Raw genomic sequence first — 17872 nt, 5'->3', positions numbered from 1 at the left:
ACTCCCGGGCAGGGGCGATACACTTCCAACCCTGCCCACCCCGATCCGAGAGGACACCACACCCGTGAGCCATCTGCAGGTCGAACTCGTGGCGGCCGACCGCAAGGTCTGGGAGGGCGAGGCCACCATGGTCAGCGCCCGCAGCACCGAGGGGGAGCTGGGCATCCTGCCCGGGCACACTCCGCTGCTGGCCACGCTGGTGAGCGGTGAGGTGCGTGTGCACGCGCCGTCCGGCGACGGCACGGCTGTCATCGACAGCGGCTTCCTGTCCGTGGACAACGACCGGGTGACCATCGTCGCCGACACGGTCGACGCCGAGGGACTCGTCACGCCGGGTGGTCGCTGACGCCCATGACGGACGCCCTCCCCTCGGTCCTGCTGGTGGTGATGGCGATCCTGGCTGCCGTCGTCCTCGTGGGTCTGGGGTGGTGGGCCTTCTCGCGCTTCGCGGGGCCGCCGCACTCGGCCAGCCAGCCCATCACGTGCGGCTACCGGGCCGCCGAGGACGACCCATGGGCCGTCGGCGTGCTGCACTACGAGGGCGACCTGCTCGTGCACCGGCGGCCGGGCGGCCTGTCGATGACGACCCAGCACCGCTGGGCCAGGGTGGGCCTCGACCTGGGGTTCGCCGACCAGGTCGACGGCAGGGACGTCTCGGACAGGCTGCCGGACGTGCCGCTCATGGCCGTCCCGTGCCGGTACGGCGCCACGAGCTTCTGGCTGGCCCTGACCGAGGAGCACTACACCGCTCTGCGTGCGTGGGTCGAGGCGGCCCCGCCGGGATGGAACTCCAACGTCGCCTGAGGGGGACCCTCGTCAGGCCTGCGGCTCGGCGCGGCCGCCACCGGGCTGCCACAGCACGTCGCCGCCGTCGTCCGTGTTGGCCACGCGGGACAGGATGAACAGGAGGTCGGACAGCCGGTTGAGGTAGGTCGCGGTGAGCGGGTTGACACCGCCGATGCCCTTCTCGGCCTCCGGGAGGGCGGGCTCGGACCCGTGTGCGGTGACGGCGGCCCAGGCCGAGCGCTCCGCGCGGCGGGTGACGGTGCGGGCGACGTGGAGGTGGGCAGACCCGCGGGTGCCGCCGGGAAGCACGAAGGAGCGCAGCGTGGGCAGCCCCTCGTTGTAGGTGTCGCAGTCCTGCTCGAGCTCGTCGACCCAACGCGCCTGCACGCGCAGTGGCGGGTGCTCGTAGGCAGTGCGCAGGGGGGTGCACAGGTCGGCCCCCACGTCGAAGAGGTCGTTCTGGATGCGCAGCAGCGTGGCGCGCACCTGCTCGGACAGCCCGCCGCAGGTGACGGCGACCCCGATGGCCGCGTTGGCCTCGTCCGTGTCGGCGTAGGCCACAAGACGTGGGTCGTTCTTGTCGGTGCGGCTGAAGTCGCCGAGGGAGGTCGTCCCGTCGTCACCGGTGCGTGTGTAGATCCGAGACAAGGTCACCATGACCGCATCCTCGCAGACGGTGCCTCGCCGGGCGTCATCGACCGGCTCGTCCCTGGGTCACGGCAGCACGGCAGGGTGAACTCTGGGCATCCGGGAGAGATGAGTCACAATCGTGATGCAATCGTGACGCGTTTGTCCCGAAAAGCGGGTGCGCGGACTCCTGTTTGCCAGTAGAAACGGGGCAGGGACGCTGTCCACGAGAGCTTGGAGCCGCAATGACAGCAACATGGGGGGACCTCGACATCGATGTCGAGACACCGGGGGTGGTCCGTCTGCGGGGTGCGCTGAACGTGCACACCGTGCCGGACCTGCGGGTGACCCTGCAGCGGGTGCTCGACACCGGCGAGGGCGACCTCGTCCTGCACCTCGGCGAGGCCGAGGTCCACGACGCGACGGGGCTGGGCGTGCTGGTGGGTGCACACCACCGCGCCGTGCGTCGGGGCCGCCGTCTCGTCATCGCCGAGACGTCCGAGCGGCTGGAGCGCCTGCTGCGGCTGACCAAGCTCCACCTGGTGCTCGCGCGGCTGGACGCACCGGTGGCCGGCACGGTCGCCGGAGGTCGGACGGTCAGGTCGCTGCCCACCCTGCCGCAGGTGCGCTGAGCCTGCGCACGATCTCGCGCACGCGCTCGGGTGACGTGCCCAGGTTGACCCGCACGTGCCCTGCGCCACCGGCGCCGTAGTCCTGGCCGTCGATGCGCACACCGGCCCGCAGGGCCCCACCCACCGGGTCGGGGCAGCTGAGGGCCCGCACGTCGAGCCAGGCGAGGTAGGTCGCCTCCGCCGCCCGGATGCGCACCGCCGGCAGGTCCTGGGCCATGAGCTCACGGAAGAGCACATGGTTGCCGGCGATCCGGGTGCGCACCTCGTCGAGCCACGGACCGCCGGCGCGGTAGGCGGTCGCGGTGGCGATCTGCCCGAGCGTGGTCATGCCGTGGTTGAGCACGGGATGCAGGTGCGTGAGGCGCCGGTGGTCCTCCAGCCGTTGGCTGACCACCTGGGCGCAGCGCAGGCCGGGCATCGTGAACGCCTTCGTGGCCGACATCAGGGTGGTGACCGGGGCGTCGGGCGAGGCGACGGCGGCGTAGGGGGTGAAGGCGACGCCGGGCAGCGTCAGCGGGGCGTGGATCTCGTCACTGACGACGTGCACCCCGTGCGGCTCGACGGCGTCACGCACCGCCTCCAGCTCGTTGCGGGTCCAGCACCGGCCCACCGGGTTGTGCGGATGGCACAGCAGCAGGGTCCGCGCCCCGTCGCGCGCGGCCCGCTCGATGCCGGCCACGTCGAGCTCGGCACGGTCGGCGTCCGGGTCGACCGGCACCTCCACCGCCTGTCTGCCCAGGTCGCGCACGGTCACGAGGAAGGGTGGGTAGACGGGTGTCGGGACGATGACCGGACCCCCGTCGGTGAGGTGGTGCAGCGTGAGCCGCATGCCCTCCATGACGTCACCGGTCAGGAGCACCCGGTGGGGGTCGACCTGCAGGCCCCAGCGCTCGAGTGCGAACCCGGCGAGCGCTTCGATGACCTCGTGACGTCCACGCGGGTCGGCGTAGCCGAAGACCCCCTGGGCAGCGTGGGCGAGCACGGCGTCGCGGACCACGTCGGGCACCGGCATGTCCATCTCGGCGACCCAGGCGGGGATGACCCCGGGACCGTCGACGGCCCACTTCAGCAGGCCTGAGGCCCGCAGCTGCTCGTCGGTGAGGTCGCGCATCGTCAGCCCACGGCCGTTGCAGCGGCCCGGCGCGGGTCGGCCCCGGCGCTCAGGGCGCCGTCCGGCTGGCGCAGGGCGCCGCCGACACCTCCGAAGAACATCGCATGCGGCTCGTGCTCGTAGAGCGGCAGCCCCACCTCGGTGAGGACGGTGGACAGCTCGGCGTCCCGCTCGTGGTCGATCCGCACCGTGTCGTCGTCGAGGTGGCGGACGTGCAGGCGGGGCCGGTCGATGGCCTCCTGCAGGCTCTCCCCGTGCAGGCAGACGTGGAGCAGCACCTGTGTGAGCGCCGTGGTGATCCGGTCGGCGCCGGGAGTGCCGATCGCGAGCCGGTCGCCGGAGTCGCTGCGACCCGTGGTGGGCGCCATGTTGGAGGCCATCCTGGTGCCTGGCTCCAGGGCGTGCAGGCCGCGCCGGTTCAGCTCGGGCTCTCCGAGGGCGTTGTTGGCGAGCATGCCCGTGCCCTGGATCGTCATGCCCGAGCTGTAGCCGGAGGACGCCGTGACCGCGCACGCCGTGCCGTCGCTGTCGACCACGGAGACGTGCGCTGTCGAGGCCGACGTCGGCAGCCCCAGGCCGGCGCCACCGTGGATGTCCCGGAGCAGCGCGTGGCCGGCGACCTCGAGGTCGGGGGCGATGTCGATGCGCTGCAGCCGCAGGTCGAGCACCCGGCGCATCACGCGTGCCGCGTCGACGGGGGTGACCGGTGTGCCGTAGGAGCCGAGCAGCCGCAGCATGGCGGTGAGCACCGGCCCACCGATCGAGGGCGGCGGGTTGCACGCAAGGTCCCACTCGCCGAGCCTGGTGCGCAGCGCGGGGCGGACCACCGGACGGTAGGCCTGCAGGTCCTCCAGGGTGAGCAGGCCGCCGCGCTGCGCCATGTCCTCCGCGATGACGCGGGCCAGGTCACCGGAGTACGCGGTGCCCGCGCCCTCGGCGCCGATCTGCTCGAGCGTGTCCGCCAGGTCGTCGTCGGTGATGATGTGGCCGGGGGTCAGCCCGTGCCCGTCATGGGTGTAGACAGCGCGGGTGACGGGGTCCCAGCCGAAGATGGTGGAGGACACCAGCTCGCTGTAGGAGCCGGCCGTCGGGCTCACCGGGAAGCCCTGGCGTGCCGCCCGGACGGCCGGGTCGAACAGCGCCGGCCAGGGCGCACGGCCGTGATGCCGGTGCGCCCAGCCCATGGCCGCGAGCATCCCGGGCGTCGCGACGGAGCCGGGGCCGGCGTAGGTCGTCAGGCCGCCGCCGTAGGTCGTCACGCACTCGATCATCCCCTGGCCGAAGCGCTCCCGTGGGGCACCACGCCCGGGCATCTCCACGTTGCCGTCGACGACCACAGGCTCGGCGTCGGCAGGCCAGATGTTGATGTAGCACCCCCCGAGCGGGCTGATCAGCCCGGGCTCGGAGACGCAGGCGGCGACCATCGCGGCGATCGCGGCGTCGACGGCGGTGCCGCCGTGTGACAGCGCCACCTGTCCCGCCTGGGCGGAGATCGGGTTGGGGGCGGCGATCGCGGCCTGTCGCGTCATGCCGCGATTGTGCCCCATCGGGGGACCCCGGTGCTCAGAACAACCGGTGCTCCGCGTCGTCCATCCCCCGCAGCGCCTCGTAGTCCAGGGTGACGCAGCGGATGCCGCGGTCCAGTGCGAGGGTGCGGGCCTGTGGACGGATCGCCTGCGCGGCGAAGACGCCGGCCACCGGGGCGAGGTGAGGGTCACGGTTGAGCAGCTCGAGGTAGCGGGTGAGCTGCTCGACCCCGTCGATGTCGCCGCGCCGCTTGATCTCGACCGCGACCGTGGCCCCGGTGCTGTCCCGGCACAGGATGTCGACGGGGCCGATCGCGGTGGGGAACTCGCGCCGCAGCAGGCTCCACCCGGCGCCCAGCGTCTGGATGTGCTGGGCGAGCAGCGCCTGCAGCTGCGCCTCGACCCCGTCCTTGACCAGCCCGGGGTCGACCCCGAGGTCGTGCGAGCTGTCGCTGAGGACCTCGTGGAGCCGGATGCGCAGCGTGTCCTCGCGTCTGCCGTGCCGGACCAGCCACACCGCGCAGACCCCTTCCTCGCGCTCGGCGTCGTCCGGCTCGACCTCACTCATGGCACACGGGGGCGCCATCCAGTTGAGCGGCTTGTAGGAGCCCCCGTCGGAGTGGACCAGCACCGAGCCGTCGGCCTTGACCATCAGCAGCCGGGTCGCCGGAGGCAGGTGTGCCTGCAGCGCACCTTCGTAGTCGACACTGCATCTTGCGATCACCACGCGCACGGGGCACCACCCTAGCCCGCCGGGGTGAGAGGATCGGCGCATGGCTAGCGACATCAGCACCGTCGGCGTGATCGGACTCGGCACGATGGGTGCCGGCATCGTGGAGGTCTTCGCCCGGGGCGGGCGCACGGTGATCGGGGTCGAGACCACCGAGGAGTTCGCCGAGCGGGGCAGGGCGATCCTCGCCGGGTCCACCGACCGGGCCGTCGCCAAGGGCAGGCTCGACGAGGCGGGCAGGCAGGAGATCCTCGACCGGGTCACCATCACCACCGACATGGCGGCGCTCGCTCCGGCCGACCTGGTGGTCGAGGCGGTGCCCGAGACGATAGACCTCAAGCGTGACGTCTTCGGGCGGCTCGACGGGATCGTGCGGGAGGACGCCGTGCTGGCCAGCAACACCTCGAGCCTGTCGATCACGCAGGTCGCGGCCGCCACGGCCCTCCCCGGGCGGGTCGTGGGCATGCACTTCTTCAACCCCGCGCCTGTGCTCCGGCTCGTCGAGGTGGTCACCACGCTGAGCACCGAGCCGGAGGTCACCGAGGCGGTCGTCGCCCTCGCCCGCGAGATGGGCAAGAGCCCGGTCGTGGTCGGGGACCGGGCCGGCTTCGTGGCCAACTACCTGCTCTTCGGCTACCTCAACTCCGCCATGCGCATGCTGGAGCACGGGCATGTCAGCCGCGAGGACCTCGACACGGCGATGCGCGTGGGGGCCGGCCTGCCCATGGGGCCGCTGACGCTCATGGACCTCATCGGCCTCGACGTGTGCGACCACATCGGCGACGTGATCTACGGGCACAGCCGCAGCCCCCTGCACGCGCCGAGCGCGATGCTCCAGCAGATGGTCACCGCCGGGCGGCTGGGGCGCAAGAGCGGCCAGGGGTTCTACAGCTACGCGCAGCCCGGTGGCGGCCAGGTCGTCCCCGACAGGTCCACCCCGGCCGAGGTGCGCCCGCCTGCGGTCGACAGCGTCGCGGTCCTGGGGGACGGCGCCCTCGCCCAGGAGCTCGACTCCCGGCTGACCGAGGCCGGGTATGCCGTCATCCGCCTGGCCGACGTGTCCGACCTCTCCCCGGTGGCGGGGGTCGACCTGGTGGTCGAGGCCCAGGCGGAGCCCGACGACGGGGACGGTGCCGAGCTGCCCGGACGTGACGTCGACGAGCTCTTCTCCGAGCTCGGGCAGGTCACCCGTCCGGGGACGATCCTGGCCACCGCCAACACCTACTCCGCCGTGGCGCTCGCAGCCCTGTCGGGACGACCGGAGGAGACGGCGGTGCTGCGCATGCACGCCCCCACCGGCAACGGACAGGTCGTGGAGATCGGCCGCACCGGCGTCACCGCCCGGTCCGTGGTCGACACCCTCCGTGGCGTGGTCACGGCACTGGGCGCCGAGCCGGTCGTCTGCCGCGACCGCACGGGTCTGGTCGTCGACGCACTGCTGGTGCCGCACCTGAACGACGCGGTGCGGATGCTCGACCAGGGCTATGCGAGCGTCGACGACATCGACACCGCGACCCGGTTCGGTCTGGGCTACCCGATGGGGCCGTTCGCCATGATCGACCACATCGGTGCCGACGAGGTGCTGTCCGTCTGCGAGGACATGCTCACCGGCAGCGACGGCTTCCAGCCGCATCTGGCGCCGTCGCCGCTGCTGGTGGAGCACGCCCTGCTCGATCGGCCCTTCACCCAGGGCTGATGCCCCGGTCCAACCGGCGTCGCCGGGGCGGGCGTCCCCGCCCCGGCGGCGGCCCGCCGTCGGCCCCCGCCGCGCGCGGGGGACAGGTCGCCACGACGCGCTACGCGGGCCAGGTGTGGTCGGTGCGGGAGGTGCGGGGCAACGACTCCGGCCGCAGCTACCTGTGCCCGGGCTGCCAGCAGCAGGTGGGGGCGGTGACACCGCATACGGTCGTGTGGCCCGAGGACGCCATGCAGGGCATCGACAACCGCCGGCACTGGCACACGCCGTGCTGGGCAGCACGCGAGCGCCGACGCCCTGGTGGGGCCTTCGCCTGAGGTCGTGACGGTCACAGCCGCGACTGGCGCGGCACGACGACCTCCTCGTAGACCAGCAGCAGCCCTGCGGCGACCGGGATCGCGATGAGGGCGCCGAGCACGCCCAGCAGGGTGCCGCCGACGAGCACCGCGACGAGCGTCACCGCCCCCGGCACGGAGACGGTCCGGGACATCACCCTCGGCACGATGAGGTAGTTCTCGATCTGCTGGTAGACGATGTAGTAGATGACGACGACCAGGGCCAGCGTGGGGTCCTGGACCAGCGCCACGGTCGCCACGATGGTGGCGCCCAGCGTGGCTCCGACGAGGGGGATCAGGCCCAGGAGGCCGACCAGCACGGCGAGCACGACGGGGTAGGGCAGGTCCAGGATCTCCAGGAGCACCCAGGAGCAGAAGGCGTTGATCGTGGCGACGGCACCCTGGCCCAGGGCGTAGGCGCCGACCCGGCGCATCACCTCCTCGGCCAGGGCGATGACGCGAGGGCGCCGGCTGGCGGGCACCAGCTTGTACGTCGCCTCCTTGACCGAGGGCAGGGTGGCCAGGAGGTAGAGCGTGAGGAACAACGCGAAGCCGAAGCCGATCAGCCCGCCGGCCAGCCACCCGGCTGCTCCCAGGACGCCGCCGAAGATGGTCGTCATGAACGTGCTGTCCGTGACCCGGTTCTCCAGCTCCTCGATGAGTCGGTCGGACACGGCGTACTGCTCGTCCAGACGGGTGACCCACGGCGTGGTCGACAGGTCCTCGAGGTAGCGCGGCGTGCGCTCGACGAGCGTGGTCGTCTGGTCGACGACGGGCGGCGCCACGAGGTAGCCGAGGGCGACGAAGACCGCGAGCAGCCCGACGAAGACGACGAGCACCCCGAACTGGCGGCTGGTGCCACGACGCACGAAGACCTCGACGATGGGGTTGAGCACCAGCGTCAGGAAGATCGCCACGACGAGGAAGGTCAGCACCGTGGACAGCCGGGAGAGGTTGCCCGCCAGGAACACGGCGGTCAGGACGCCCAGGGCGCCCACGAAGCCGATGAAGAAGGGCGCGGCCAGGCTGACCGAGCGGGGCGTGTGGTCCGGCGCCTCGACCTGGGGGAGCGGAGCCTGCTGCTGCGGGTGCTCCCACATCTCGCGGCGCAGCTCGTTGCTCTCGGCCAGCAGCTCGAGCTGTCGCTCCCGGTAGTCGTGCCAGCGCTGCACCGCCCGCCGGCCGGCACGCGGCACCGTCGCGGGGTTGAGGGCGTCCGGGACGCGCAGACGCGGGCGGTCCCGGTCCTGACCGGTCACACCGGCGGCTCCACCAGCTCGACGAGCACGCCGCCGGCGTCCTTGGGGTGGACGAAGTTGATGCGGCTGCCGCCGGTGCCGCGGCGAGCCTCGTCGTAGAGCAGCCGCAGGCCCTTGGCGCGCAGCATGCGCGTGGCCAGGTCGACGTCGTCGACGCGGTAGGCGAGCTGCTGCAGGCCCGGACCGGAGCGGTCCAGGAAGCGGCCGATGGCCGAGTCGGGACGCAGCGGCGCGAGCAGCTGCAGCTGGGCGGACCCGGCAGCGGCGTGCGGTGGGGCGAGCATGGCCTCGCGCACGCCCTGCTCCTCGTTGACCTCCTCGTGCACGACCACCAGGCCGAGGTGCCTCGCGTGCCACTCCACAGCGGCGTCGAGGTCGGCCACGGCGATGCCGACGTGGTCGATCGCACGGACGAGCGGGGCGAGGTCCTGCCACGGGCCGGTCATGGCCGCAGACTACTCACTTCGGGCCCCGTCGTGGACCGGGGGCGCGAAGGCAGCGGGCCTCCTGAGGCCAGGCCGCCGGGCCCGGGCTGGAGTGCCGCGGACGCACCGCATACGGTGCCGCCATGAACGACCTGCTGCTGCGCGGCGCCCGGGTGGTGCCCCTGGCCGACCCCCACCTGCCGCACCCGCCCGCGGGCCCGCCCGCCGAGCCTCAGGACGTGCTGGTCCGCGGTGGCCGGGTCGTCGAGGTCGCGCCCGTCGTCGAGGTCGGCAGCGAGGTGCCGCGCCTGGAGGCGGAGGGGCGCTGGGTCGTGCCGGGGCTGTGGGACCACCACGTCCACATGACCCAGTGGTCGCTGAGCCGCAGCCGGCTGGACACGTCGGGGACGGGCTCTCCCGAGGAGCTGCTCGCACTCGTCAGGCGGGCCCTGGACGACGGCGGTGCGCGCACCCCGACCGGTGTGCTCACCGGGTGGGGGCACCGCTCGGCCGGGTGGGGACGGCAGCCCAACGTGGCCGAGCTCGACGCCGTCACCGGGTCCGCCCCGGTGGTGCTCATCAGCGGTGACGGGCACCACGGGTGGCTCAACTCCGCCGCGCTGCTCCTGCTCGGTGTGCCGTTCCGCGACGGCATCGTCGAGGAGGAGGAGTGGTTCGGCATCTACGCTCGGCTGGACCGGCTCCCGCGGGCCCAGGAGGAGGCCGAGATGGGGGTCGCGGACGCGGTGGCGCAGGCCCGCGGACGAGGCGTCGTGGGCATCGTCGACCTGGAGTTCGCCGGCACCTGGGAGCAGTGGCCGCGGCGGTGCGCGGCCGGGGTGGGCCCCTGGCGGGTGCGCACGGGTGTCTACCCCGGGCGGCTCGAGGAGATCCTGGCCACCGGTCGCAGGGACGGCGACCCGGTCCCCGGCACCGACGGGCTGGTGACCCAGGGTCCGCTGAAGATCATCTCCGACGGGTCCCTCAACACGCGCACCGCGTGGTGCTGCGAGTCGTATGCCGACGGCTCCACGCTCCAGCACCCACGAGGTCGTGCCAACGTCTCGGTCGCGGAGATGACCGAGGCGGTGCGCCGGGCGCACGAGCACGGGCTGCGGGCAGCGCTGCACGCCATCGGCGACGCGGCCGTGACCGCGGTGCTCGACGTCTTCGAGGCGACCGGCGCCAGCGGGAGCATCGAGCATGCCCAGCTCCTGCGGCACGAGGACCTGCCACGCTGGGCCCGGCTGCCGGTCACGGCGAGCCTCCAGCCCGGGCACCTGCTCGACGACCGCGTCGTGACCGAGCAGTGCTGGCCGGACCGGACCGACCGCGCCTTCGTGGTCGCCGGGCTGGTCGAGCACGGCATCCCGGTCGCCCTCGGGTCCGACGCCCCGGTGGCACCCCTCGACCCCTGGCTGGCGATGGCGACCGCCGTGCACCGCGGCCCGGTCGAGGCCGGGCCCTGGCACCCGGAGCAGGCGCTCACGCCCCACCAGGCGCTGGCCGCCTCCGTCGACGGGCAGCGCGTGCGCCCGGGTGACCGGGGTGACCTGGTGCTCCTGGACGCCGACCCGCTGGTGTCCGGCAGCACCTCCGAGCAGGCCTCGGCCCTGCTCGCGATGACCGTGGCGGGCACCGTCGTGGCCGGTCGGGTGAGCGGGCCGGTCGCGGCCTCGCTGGACGGTTAGAGTGACGGTCACCACCGCCGTCGCTGGGAGGCCAGACATGTCGCACCACTCCACCACGTCCGTGATCGTCGCCGGAGCGCGCACCCCCATGGGGCGCCTGCTCGGCTCGCTGAAGGACATGTCCGGCACCGACCTCGGGGGCGTCGCCGTCGCGGGCGCGCTGGAGCGTGCCGGGGTGAGCGGCGACCAGGTCGACTACGTCATCATGGGCCAGGTGCTGACCGCCGGAGCCGGGCAGATCCCCGCGCGCCAGGCCGCGGTCAAGGGCGGGGTCCCGATGGACGTCCCGGCGCTGACCATCAACAAGGTGTGCCTGTCCGGCATCGACGCCATCGCCCTGGCCGACCAGCTCATCCGGGCCGGGGAGCTCGAGGTGGTCGTGGCCGGTGGCATGGAGTCGATGACCAACGCGCCGCACCTGCTGGAGAGGTCACGCTCGGGCTTCAAGTACGGCGACGTGACGATGCGTGACCACATGGCCTACGACGGTCTCTGGGACATCTTCACCGACCAGGCCATGGGTGGGCTGACCGAGACCGCCAACTGCGGTGACAACGGCGCGTTCAGCCGCGAGGAGCAGGACGCCTTCTCCGCTCGCAGCCACCGGCTCGCGGCGGCCGCCCAGGAGCGGGGGGTGTTCGACGCCGAGGTCGCCCCGGTGTCCATCCCGCAGCGCAAGGGCGAGCCCGTCGTGTTCGCCCGGGACGAGGGCATCCGCGCGGACACCACCGTGGAGTCGCTGGGGCGGCTGCGACCCGCCTTCCGTCCCGACGGCACCATCACCGCCGGGTCCGCCTCGCAGATCAGCGACGGTGCCTGCGCCGTCGTCGTCATGAGCAGGGCCAAGGCCGAGGAGCTCGGGCTCTCCTGGCTGGCCGAGGTCGGTGCCCACGGCGTCGTCGCCGGCCCCGACTCCACCCTGCAGAGCCAGCCGGCCCGGGCGATCGCCGCGGCCTGCGCCAAGGAGGGCATCGCGCCCACCGACCTCGACCTGGTCGAGATCAACGAGGCGTTCGCGGCCGTCGGCCTGGCCTCCACGGCCGAGCTCGGGCTGGACCCCGACATCGTCAACGTCAACGGCGGCGCCATCGCCCTCGGCCACCCCATCGGCATGTCGGGCGCGCGCATCGCGCTGCACCTGGCCTTGGAGCTGCAGCGCCGCGGCGGTGGCGTCGGCGCGGCCGCACTCTGCGGCGGCGGGGGGCAGGGCGACGCGCTCATCGTGCGCGTGCCGCAGCAGGACGCGGGCCGGCGTCCTTGAGGCGCGCGCGTCGTGAGGTCGACGTCCCGGCCCTGGTCGAGCAGGCCAGGGCCGGTGCGCCGCGCGCCGTCGCCCGGCTGATCACCCTGGTCGAGAACGCCGACCCGGCGCTGCGCGACGTCATGGCGGCGCTGGCGCCCCACACCGGCAGGGCGCGGATCATCGGGCTCACCGGCAGCCCCGGGGTGGGCAAGTCGACGACCACCACCATGCTGGTGACCGCCCTGCGTGCGCAGGGCAAACGGGTCGGCGTGCTGGCGGTCGACCCGTCCTCGCCGTTCAGCGGCGGCGCGCTGCTCGGCGACCGGATCAGGATGGTCGACCACGCACTGGACCCCGAGGTCTACATCCGGTCGATGGCCAGCCGGGGCCACCTCGGCGGGGTCAGCTGGGCGACGCCGCAGGCCCTGCGGGTGCTCGACGCCGCGGGCTGTGACGTGGTGGTCATCGAGACCGTGGGCGTGGGCCAGAGCGAGGTCGAGATCGCCGGTCTCGCCGACACGACGGTGGTGCTGCTCGCCCCGGGGATGGGCGACGGTGTGCAGGCGGCCAAGGCCGGCATCCTGGAGGTGGGTGACGTCTTCGTCGTCAACAAGGCAGACCGGGACGGCGCCGACGCGACCGTGCGCGAGATCCGGCACATGATCAGCCTCGGCGACCGCACCGAGCCCGGGCTCTGGCGGCCACCCGTCGTCAAGACCATCGCCGACCGTGGCGAAGGGGTCGAGGAGCTCCTGGAGGCGCTCGACAAGCACCTGGGACACCTGGAGGAGCACGACGAGCTGCGTGCCCGCCGCGAGCGTCGGGCTGCCCGCGAGGTCGAGGCGATCGTGCTGGCCGAGCTGCGCTCCCGGATGGGAGACCTGAGCGCGGGCGCGTCGCTGCCGGACGTCGCGGCGCAGGTGGCTGCCGGTGCGCTGGACCCGTATGCCGCTGCCGAACGCGTGCTCGCGGACCTCACCTGAGCCCGGGCGAGCCGTGCCACCGGCGGCTACGGTGAGCCCATGCTCTTCGCCTTCTCCATCTCGCCTGCTGTCACCGACGACGCCGACGGGTCGGTGAGCCGCGCCGTCGCCGACGCCGTGCGGGTCGTGCGGGCCTCGGGCCTGCCGCACGAGACCACCTCCATGTTCACCACCGTCGAGGGTGAGTGGGACGAGTGCATGGCGGTGGTCAAGGAGGCCTGTGACGCGGTCGCCCGGCACTCGCCGAGGGTGGGCCTGGTGCTCAAGGCCGACCTGCGGCCCGGCCATGAGGGGCAGCTGCAGGCCAAGGTCGACCGGGTGGACGCCCTCCTGGGGCAGGACGAGCCCCCGCACGGCGGCTGAGCGCTCGGCCATGGGTGAGTTCTTCGACCCCGACGAGGGTGGCCCGCTGCGCCTGGAGCTGCGCAGCATCGACGGACGGGACTTCACCCTGCTGCGTCGCATCGCCTACCTCGCCGACGACTACGAGGAGGCCTTCGTCGTGCCGGCCGACCTCACACGCTTCTCGACCGACCTGGCGTCGGTGCCGAGGGTGTTCACCTGGCTGGTGCCCCGGAGCGGAGACTTCCTGCCGGCGGCGGTGGTGCACGACGCCCTGGTCGAGGAGGGCGACTACCTCGGTCCACCCGTGGACCGGACCGAGGCCGACCTCATCTTCCGGGAGTCGATGGTCGAGCTGGGCACCGGACGCGTGCGGGCCTGGCTGATGTGGGCGGCGGTCACCACGGCCACGATGTGGGAGGGACGCATGTGGCGCGACCGTGCGGTGCTCCTGCTGATGCTCGGAGCGGTGACCGTGCTCGGTGTCGTCGCGACGCTCGACCTCGTGGACGTGTGGGACGTCCTGCCCTGGATGGGGGAGCGTGGGCTCGCCGCCGAGCTGGTGGGTGGGGCCGTCTTCGCGGTGCTGGTCCCGGCCCTGCTGGCCCTCACCTGGGGGGAGCGCCGGCAGGCGGGCATGATCATCGGCATCGCCCTGGCGCTGCTCCTGCACGTGACCGTCGTGCTCCTGGCCCTGTATGCGGCATACCTCGCCCTGGAGCGGATCGTGAGCGGCAGACGGGTACGGTGAGGGCATGACCGACAGCGTTGTTGATCGCACCACCCAGAGTGTCTCCTCCGGCCGCCAGGCGTGGCAGGCCCGCTACGACCAGGCCGTCGCCGCCGGCAGGGTCCGGGACGCGGACTTCACCACGCTGTCGGGCATGGAGGTCGACCCGGTGTACGGGCCCAGCCCCGAGGTCGAGGCCGTCGACGAGCGCATGGAGCGCATCGGCTGGCCGGGCACCTTCCCCTACACGCGGGGCCTGTACCCCACCGGCTACCGCGGGCGCACCTGGACGATCCGGCAGTTCGCCGGCTTCGGCAACGCCCAGCAGACCAACGAGCGCTACAAGATGATCCTGGCTCGCGGGGGCGGGGGACTCTCGGTGGCCTTCGACATGCCGACCCTGATGGGTCGCGACTCCGACGACCCGCAGGCCCTGGGTGAGGTCGGCCACTGCGGGGTCGCGATCGACACCGTCAGCGACATGGACACCCTCTTCTCCGACATCAGGCTGTCCGAGGTGACCACGTCGATGACCATCAGCGGCCCGGCGGTGCCCGTCTTCTGCATGTACCTCGTGGCGGCCGAGCGTCAGGGCGTGGACGTCAGCGCGCTCAACGGCACGCTGCAGACCGACATCTTCAAGGAGTACATCGCCCAGAAGGAGTGGCTGTTCCCGCCCGAGCCGCACCTGCGCCTGATCGGCGACCTGATGGAGTACACCACCTCCGACATCCCCGACTACAAGCCGCTGTCCGTCTCCGGCTACCACATCCGGGAGGCCGGCTCCACGGCGGCGCAGGAGCTCGCGTTCACCCTGGCGGACGGGTTCGGCTACGTCGAGCTGGGCCTGTCGCGCGGTCTCGACGTGAACACCTTCGCACCCGGGCTGTCCTTCTTCTTCGACTCCCACCTCGACTTCTTCGAGGAGATCGCCAAGTTCCGGGCCGCCCGGCGCATCTGGGCACGGTGGATGCGGGACGTCTACGGCGCCACCGACGAGAAGGCGATGTGGCTGCGCTTCCACACCCAGACCGCCGGGGTCTCGCTCACGGCCCAGCAACCTCTCAACAACGTCGTCCGCACGGCGGTGGAGGCCCTGGCCGCGGTGCTCGGTGGCACCAACTCGCTGCACACCAACGCCCTCGACGAGACCCTCGCGCTGCCCACGGAGCAGTCGGCCGAGGTCGCCCTGCGCACCCAGCAGGTGCTCATGGAGGAGACCGGCGTCGTCAACGTCGCCGACCCGCTGGGCGGATCCTGGTTCGTCGAGGCGCTCACCGACAAGGTCGAGGCCGAGGCCGAGGCCATCTTCGCCACCGTCCGCCGGATGGGGGAGCGTGGCAGGGAGGCGGGCGCGGACGGCGAGATCGAGCACCCCATCGGCCCGATGACCTCCGGCATCCTGCGGGGCATCGAGGACGGGTGGTTCCAGTCGGAGATCGCCGACGCCGCCTTCCAGTACCAGCTGGGCCTGGAGAAGGGGGCCAAGAAGATCGTCGGCGTCAACTGCCACACGGAGTCGGTCAGCCACGAGCTGGAGATCCTGCGGGTCAGCCACGAGGTCGAGCGTGACCAGGTGAGCCTGCTCGGCCGACGTCGCCAGGCGCGCGACACCGCCGCTGTCGAGCAGGCGCTCCGGTCGCTCGTCGAGGTCTCCCGTACGGACGCCAACATGATCCCCGCCATGCTCGACGCCGTGCGGGCCGAGGCGTCCCTGGGGGAGATCTGCAACGTGCTGCGCGAGGAGTGGGGCGTCTACCGCGAGCCGGCCCGCTTCTAGAGGCGACGAGCCCCTGTGCACGACGCCGAGATCGGCAGGCTCGTCGCCCTGGAGGGACGGCACTGGTGGTACCGCGAGCGGCGGGCACTGCTGGCCCGGGCGGTCGCCGACCTCGAGGTGGGCACCTCCCTGGACATCGGGGCGGCCGGCGGGGGGAACACCCTGGTGCTCAGCGGGCTCGGCTGGTCGGCGCTCGCCCTGGAGCACTCCGGGCCGGGGGCAGTCGTCGCCTCCTCTCGTGGACTGCCCGTGGTGCGAGGTGACGCCCACCGGCTGCCCTTCGCCGACCGGAGCCTCGACCTGGTGACGGCGCTCGACGTCCTGGAGCATCTGCAGGACGACCACGCCGCGGCCCGCGAGCTGCATCGCGTGCTGCGGCCGGGGGGGCGCCTGGTGGTGACGGTGCCGGTCGACCCGCGGCTGTGGTCCGCCCACGACGAGGCGGTCGGTCACGTGCGTCGCTACACCCGACCCGAGATCCTCCACCTGCTCACCGCTGCCGGCCTCGAGGTGGAGTCCGTCCGCTCGTGGATGGTGCTGCTGCGCCCCGCCGTCGCGCTGCGGCGGCGGCGGAGCACGGGCAGCGACCTGTCCCGGCCGCCGGCCTGGGCCAACGCCGTCCTGGGCGCGGTGGTGCGCATGGAGCGGCACCTGCCCGTGGGTCACCTTCCCGGGGTGTCCCTGCTGGTGCGAGCCCGACGGCTTCCGGGGGCACCGCCCGGCTGACCAGGTGCGCTGTCCTCGGCTGCGGGGGGTGACGAGCGTCTCGTCCGCCGAATTTCCCAACGTGCGACCACGAAAGTTACCATTTCGTTATGAAGTCCCCCCGCCTGGTCGCGGCAGCGACCCTCTCCTCCGTGCTGATCCTCGCTGCCTGCAGCGACGCCGACGACTCCGCCGACACCACCTCCGCGGACGGCGCCACCTCCACCAGCGACGTCGCGGCCGGCACGTCCGACGCCGCCGAGAGCACGTCGGACGCTGCCGGCAGCACGGCCGACGACACCTCCGAGACGAGCGCCCCCGCCGCTGACGCCACCATCACCGCCGAGCCCGCCGGTGAGGGTGCGGTGAGCATCGAGTCGGCCGAGCGGCTGGCAGCAGAGCTGCTCACGCGCGCCGCCGAGGCCACCCAGGCCGACGGTGACGAGCTCACGACGGCGATCAACTCCGCCTACCGCGGCCCTGCTCGTCAGGCCGCCGTCGCGGCCGACCGGCTCGAGGGCGTGACCGGGGAGCCCGAGGAGGTCGACCCGGACGACCTGCCCGAGCCGAACGTGCTGGCCGTCAGCCGGTCCGACGACGAGGCGCCGACGCTCATCGTGGTGCAGACCGTGCCCGAGGACGGTCTGCCCGAGCTGCACCTCATCGCCAAGCCGGCCGACATCGACAACTACCGCATCATCTGGTCGGCGCCCATGCTCCCCGGCACCGAGGTGGGCACCTTCGACCGGCGCAGCATCGGATCGCCGGTCGTGCGCGAGGGCGGGGGCGACTTCGTCACCACGCCCGGCACCGCGCTCAACGACCTGGCGGACTACATCGACTACCCGCCGAGCGGTGCTCCTGACGTGCGCACCAACGGCTACGCGCCCCAGGTGCGGCAGAACGCCAGCGAGCAGGCCGGAGCGGTCTCCGCGCAGGCGTCCTTCCTCGAGCGCAACCGGGTGAGCGGCGGCAACACCTACACGATCTACCAGGAGGACGGCTCCGGCATCACGTTCGGCGTGCTCGAGCGCGAGAGCGTCTTCAACGTCCGCAGCGGCAGCCGGCTCATCCCGCCGGACACCTTCACCGCCTTCGCCGACGACTCATCGATCACCGACAGCGCCACGCTGGACACCCTCGTGTTCGTCGCGATGCACCTGCCGGCCGAGGACGGCTCGCCGGAGATGATCGCGGCGCGCGAGCAGATCGTCGGAGCCTCCGGCAGCTGAGCCCCCTGGTCCCCGCTCCGCGCGGGATCGAGGACAATG

Annotated in this window: 19 protein-coding genes; 13 read left to right on the top strand and 6 right to left on the bottom strand. The window is 72.7% G+C overall.

Translation table 11 applies throughout. The annotated features are described in order from the left end of the window. Nucleotides 1-64 precede the first annotated feature (64 nt). Both LVO85_RS01765 and LVO85_RS01760 read left to right on the top strand, forming a co-directional pair. Nucleotides 65-346 carry a F0F1 ATP synthase subunit epsilon gene (locus LVO85_RS01765; RefSeq protein ID WP_232745684.1) on the top strand — a complete coding sequence of 94 codons (282 nt, stop codon included), beginning with the start codon at nt 65-67 and terminating at the stop codon, nt 344-346. 5 nt (nt 347-351) lie between these two features. Further along, entirely contained in the window at nt 352-804 is a 453-nt protein-coding gene (locus tag LVO85_RS01760) for a DUF2550 family protein (RefSeq protein WP_232745683.1), read from the top strand. A 12-nt stretch (nt 805-816) separates the two neighbouring features. Here the strand turns inward: LVO85_RS01760 and LVO85_RS01755 are convergent, their stop codons facing one another. Then, entirely contained in the window at nt 817-1443 is a 627-nt protein-coding gene (locus tag LVO85_RS01755; RefSeq protein ID WP_232745682.1) for a cob(I)yrinic acid a,c-diamide adenosyltransferase, read from the bottom strand. Nucleotides 1444-1658: 215 nt separating this feature from the next. On the opposite strand from LVO85_RS01755, the gene LVO85_RS01750 reads away from it, so the two are divergent. Further along, complete coding sequence (locus tag LVO85_RS01750) at nt 1659-2045, top strand: STAS domain-containing protein (RefSeq protein ID WP_232745681.1); 387 nt, start codon at nt 1659-1661, stop codon at nt 2043-2045. On the opposite strand, the gene LVO85_RS01745 is transcribed toward LVO85_RS01750, so the two are convergent. From LVO85_RS01745 to nucS, 3 genes are read right to left on the bottom strand one after another with little or no spacing between them, the layout of a single operon-like run. Continuing rightward, the gene (locus LVO85_RS01745; RefSeq protein ID WP_232745680.1) at nt 2011-3156 is read right to left on the bottom strand and encodes a MalY/PatB family protein; all 1146 of its coding nucleotides are present in this window, start codon (nt 3154-3156) and stop codon (nt 2011-2013) included. The genes LVO85_RS01750 and LVO85_RS01745 overlap by 35 nt on opposite strands. 2 nt (nt 3157-3158) lie before the next feature. Then, nucleotides 3159-4685, bottom strand: coding sequence for a gamma-glutamyltransferase (locus LVO85_RS01740; protein ID WP_232745679.1), 1527 nt, complete (start codon nt 4683-4685; stop codon nt 3159-3161). A gap of 34 nt (nt 4686-4719) precedes the next feature. Next, nucleotides 4720-5415 (bottom strand): endonuclease NucS, encoded by a 696-nt coding sequence (gene nucS / locus LVO85_RS01735; protein ID WP_232745678.1) that lies wholly within the window; start codon nt 5413-5415, stop codon nt 4720-4722. 40 nt (nt 5416-5455) lie between these two features. Here nucS and LVO85_RS01730 point away from each other — a divergent pair, with 40 nt between their 5' ends. Together LVO85_RS01730 and LVO85_RS01725 are read left to right on the top strand one after the other, a co-directional pair. After that, nucleotides 5456-7108 (top strand): 3-hydroxyacyl-CoA dehydrogenase family protein, encoded by a 1653-nt coding sequence (locus tag LVO85_RS01730; protein WP_232745677.1) that lies wholly within the window; start codon nt 5456-5458, stop codon nt 7106-7108. Continuing rightward, entirely contained in the window at nt 7108-7425 is a 318-nt protein-coding gene (locus LVO85_RS01725) for a hypothetical protein (protein WP_232745676.1), read from the top strand. Before LVO85_RS01730 ends, LVO85_RS01725 begins: the two co-directional genes overlap by 1 nt. An 11-nt stretch (nt 7426-7436) precedes the next feature. Here the strand turns inward: LVO85_RS01725 and LVO85_RS01720 are convergent, their stop codons facing one another. Together LVO85_RS01720 and mce are read right to left on the bottom strand one after the other, a co-directional pair. Continuing rightward, nucleotides 7437-8702 (bottom strand): AI-2E family transporter, encoded by a 1266-nt coding sequence (locus LVO85_RS01720; RefSeq protein ID WP_232745675.1) that lies wholly within the window; start codon nt 8700-8702, stop codon nt 7437-7439. Beyond that, nucleotides 8699-9148, bottom strand: coding sequence for a methylmalonyl-CoA epimerase (gene mce, locus LVO85_RS01715; RefSeq protein WP_232745674.1), 450 nt, complete (start codon nt 9146-9148; stop codon nt 8699-8701). The genes LVO85_RS01720 and mce overlap by 4 nt, the downstream gene beginning before the upstream one ends. Before the next feature lie 122 nt (nt 9149-9270). On the opposite strand from mce, the gene LVO85_RS01710 reads away from it, so the two are divergent. The 8 genes from LVO85_RS01710 to LVO85_RS01675 all read left to right on the top strand — a co-directional run bounded on the left by LVO85_RS01710 (nt 9271) and on the right by LVO85_RS01675 (nt 17833). Further along, nucleotides 9271-10818: an amidohydrolase gene (locus tag LVO85_RS01710; protein WP_232745673.1), complete on the top strand. Its 1548-nt coding sequence runs from the start codon at nt 9271-9273 to the stop codon at nt 10816-10818. Between the two features lie 37 nt (nt 10819-10855). Beyond that, the gene (locus tag LVO85_RS01705) at nt 10856-12079 is read left to right on the top strand and encodes an acetyl-CoA C-acetyltransferase (RefSeq protein ID WP_232745672.1); all 1224 of its coding nucleotides are present in this window, start codon (nt 10856-10858) and stop codon (nt 12077-12079) included. After that, entirely contained in the window at nt 12076-13044 is a 969-nt protein-coding gene (gene meaB, locus LVO85_RS01700) for a methylmalonyl Co-A mutase-associated GTPase MeaB (RefSeq protein ID WP_232745671.1), read from the top strand. Before LVO85_RS01705 ends, meaB begins: the two co-directional genes overlap by 4 nt. Before the next feature lie 39 nt (nt 13045-13083). Then, on the top strand, nt 13084-13407 hold the full coding sequence (locus LVO85_RS01695; protein ID WP_232745670.1) for a thiamine-binding protein: 324 nt from the start codon (nt 13084-13086) through the stop codon (nt 13405-13407). Between the two features lie 10 nt (nt 13408-13417). Beyond that, on the top strand, nt 13418-14137 hold the full coding sequence (locus tag LVO85_RS01690) for a DUF1353 domain-containing protein (protein ID WP_232745669.1): 720 nt from the start codon (nt 13418-13420) through the stop codon (nt 14135-14137). Nucleotides 14138-14141: 4 nt separating this feature from the next. Further along, a complete protein-coding gene (locus tag LVO85_RS01685) occupies nt 14142-15896 on the top strand; it encodes an acyl-CoA mutase large subunit family protein (protein ID WP_232745668.1) in 1755 nt (584 codons plus the stop codon). A 15-nt stretch (nt 15897-15911) separates the two neighbouring features. Then, complete coding sequence (locus LVO85_RS01680) at nt 15912-16622, top strand: class I SAM-dependent methyltransferase (RefSeq protein ID WP_232745667.1); 711 nt, start codon at nt 15912-15914, stop codon at nt 16620-16622. An 89-nt stretch (nt 16623-16711) separates the two neighbouring features. Beyond that, nucleotides 16712-17833, top strand: a complete 1122-nt coding sequence (locus LVO85_RS01675) for a hypothetical protein (protein WP_232745666.1) — start codon at nt 16712-16714, stop codon at nt 17831-17833. Nucleotides 17834-17872 lie beyond the last annotated feature (39 nt).

The organism is Ornithinimicrobium sediminis, assembly GCF_021272345.1.
GTDB classification, from domain to species: Bacteria; Actinomycetota; Actinomycetes; order Actinomycetales; family Dermatophilaceae; genus Ornithinicoccus; species Ornithinicoccus sediminis_B.
Note: the sequence above shows the minus strand (reverse complement) of the source record. Positions and strands in the feature narration are given on the sequence as shown.

Bases quoted from the DNA above. Each gene is read 5' to 3' on its own strand.
- LVO85_RS01760 (WP_232745683.1), top strand. From the start codon at position 352: ATGACGGACGCCCTCCCCTCGGTCCTGCTGGTGGTGATGGCGATCCTG.
- LVO85_RS01755 (WP_232745682.1), bottom strand. From the start codon at position 1,443: ATGGTGACCTTGTCTCGGATCTACACACGCACCGGTGACGACGGGACG.
- LVO85_RS01750 (WP_232745681.1), top strand. From the start codon at position 1,659: ATGACAGCAACATGGGGGGACCTCGACATCGATGTCGAGACACCGGGG.
- LVO85_RS01745 (WP_232745680.1), bottom strand. From the start codon at position 3,156: ATGCGCGACCTCACCGACGAGCAGCTGCGGGCCTCAGGCCTGCTGAAG.
- LVO85_RS01740 (WP_232745679.1), bottom strand. From the start codon at position 4,685: ATGACGCGACAGGCCGCGATCGCCGCCCCCAACCCGATCTCCGCCCAG.
- LVO85_RS01730 (WP_232745677.1), top strand. From the start codon at position 5,456: ATGGCTAGCGACATCAGCACCGTCGGCGTGATCGGACTCGGCACGATG.
- LVO85_RS01725 (WP_232745676.1), top strand. From the start codon at position 7,108: ATGCCCCGGTCCAACCGGCGTCGCCGGGGCGGGCGTCCCCGCCCCGGC.
- mce (WP_232745674.1), bottom strand. From the start codon at position 9,148: ATGACCGGCCCGTGGCAGGACCTCGCCCCGCTCGTCCGTGCGATCGAC.
- LVO85_RS01710 (WP_232745673.1), top strand. From the start codon at position 9,271: ATGAACGACCTGCTGCTGCGCGGCGCCCGGGTGGTGCCCCTGGCCGAC.
- LVO85_RS01705 (WP_232745672.1), top strand. From the start codon at position 10,856: ATGTCGCACCACTCCACCACGTCCGTGATCGTCGCCGGAGCGCGCACC.
- LVO85_RS01695 (WP_232745670.1), top strand. From the start codon at position 13,084: ATGCTCTTCGCCTTCTCCATCTCGCCTGCTGTCACCGACGACGCCGAC.
- LVO85_RS01690 (WP_232745669.1), top strand. From the start codon at position 13,418: ATGGGTGAGTTCTTCGACCCCGACGAGGGTGGCCCGCTGCGCCTGGAG.
- LVO85_RS01685 (WP_232745668.1), top strand. From the start codon at position 14,142: ATGACCGACAGCGTTGTTGATCGCACCACCCAGAGTGTCTCCTCCGGC.
- LVO85_RS01675 (WP_232745666.1), top strand. From the start codon at position 16,712: ATGAAGTCCCCCCGCCTGGTCGCGGCAGCGACCCTCTCCTCCGTGCTG.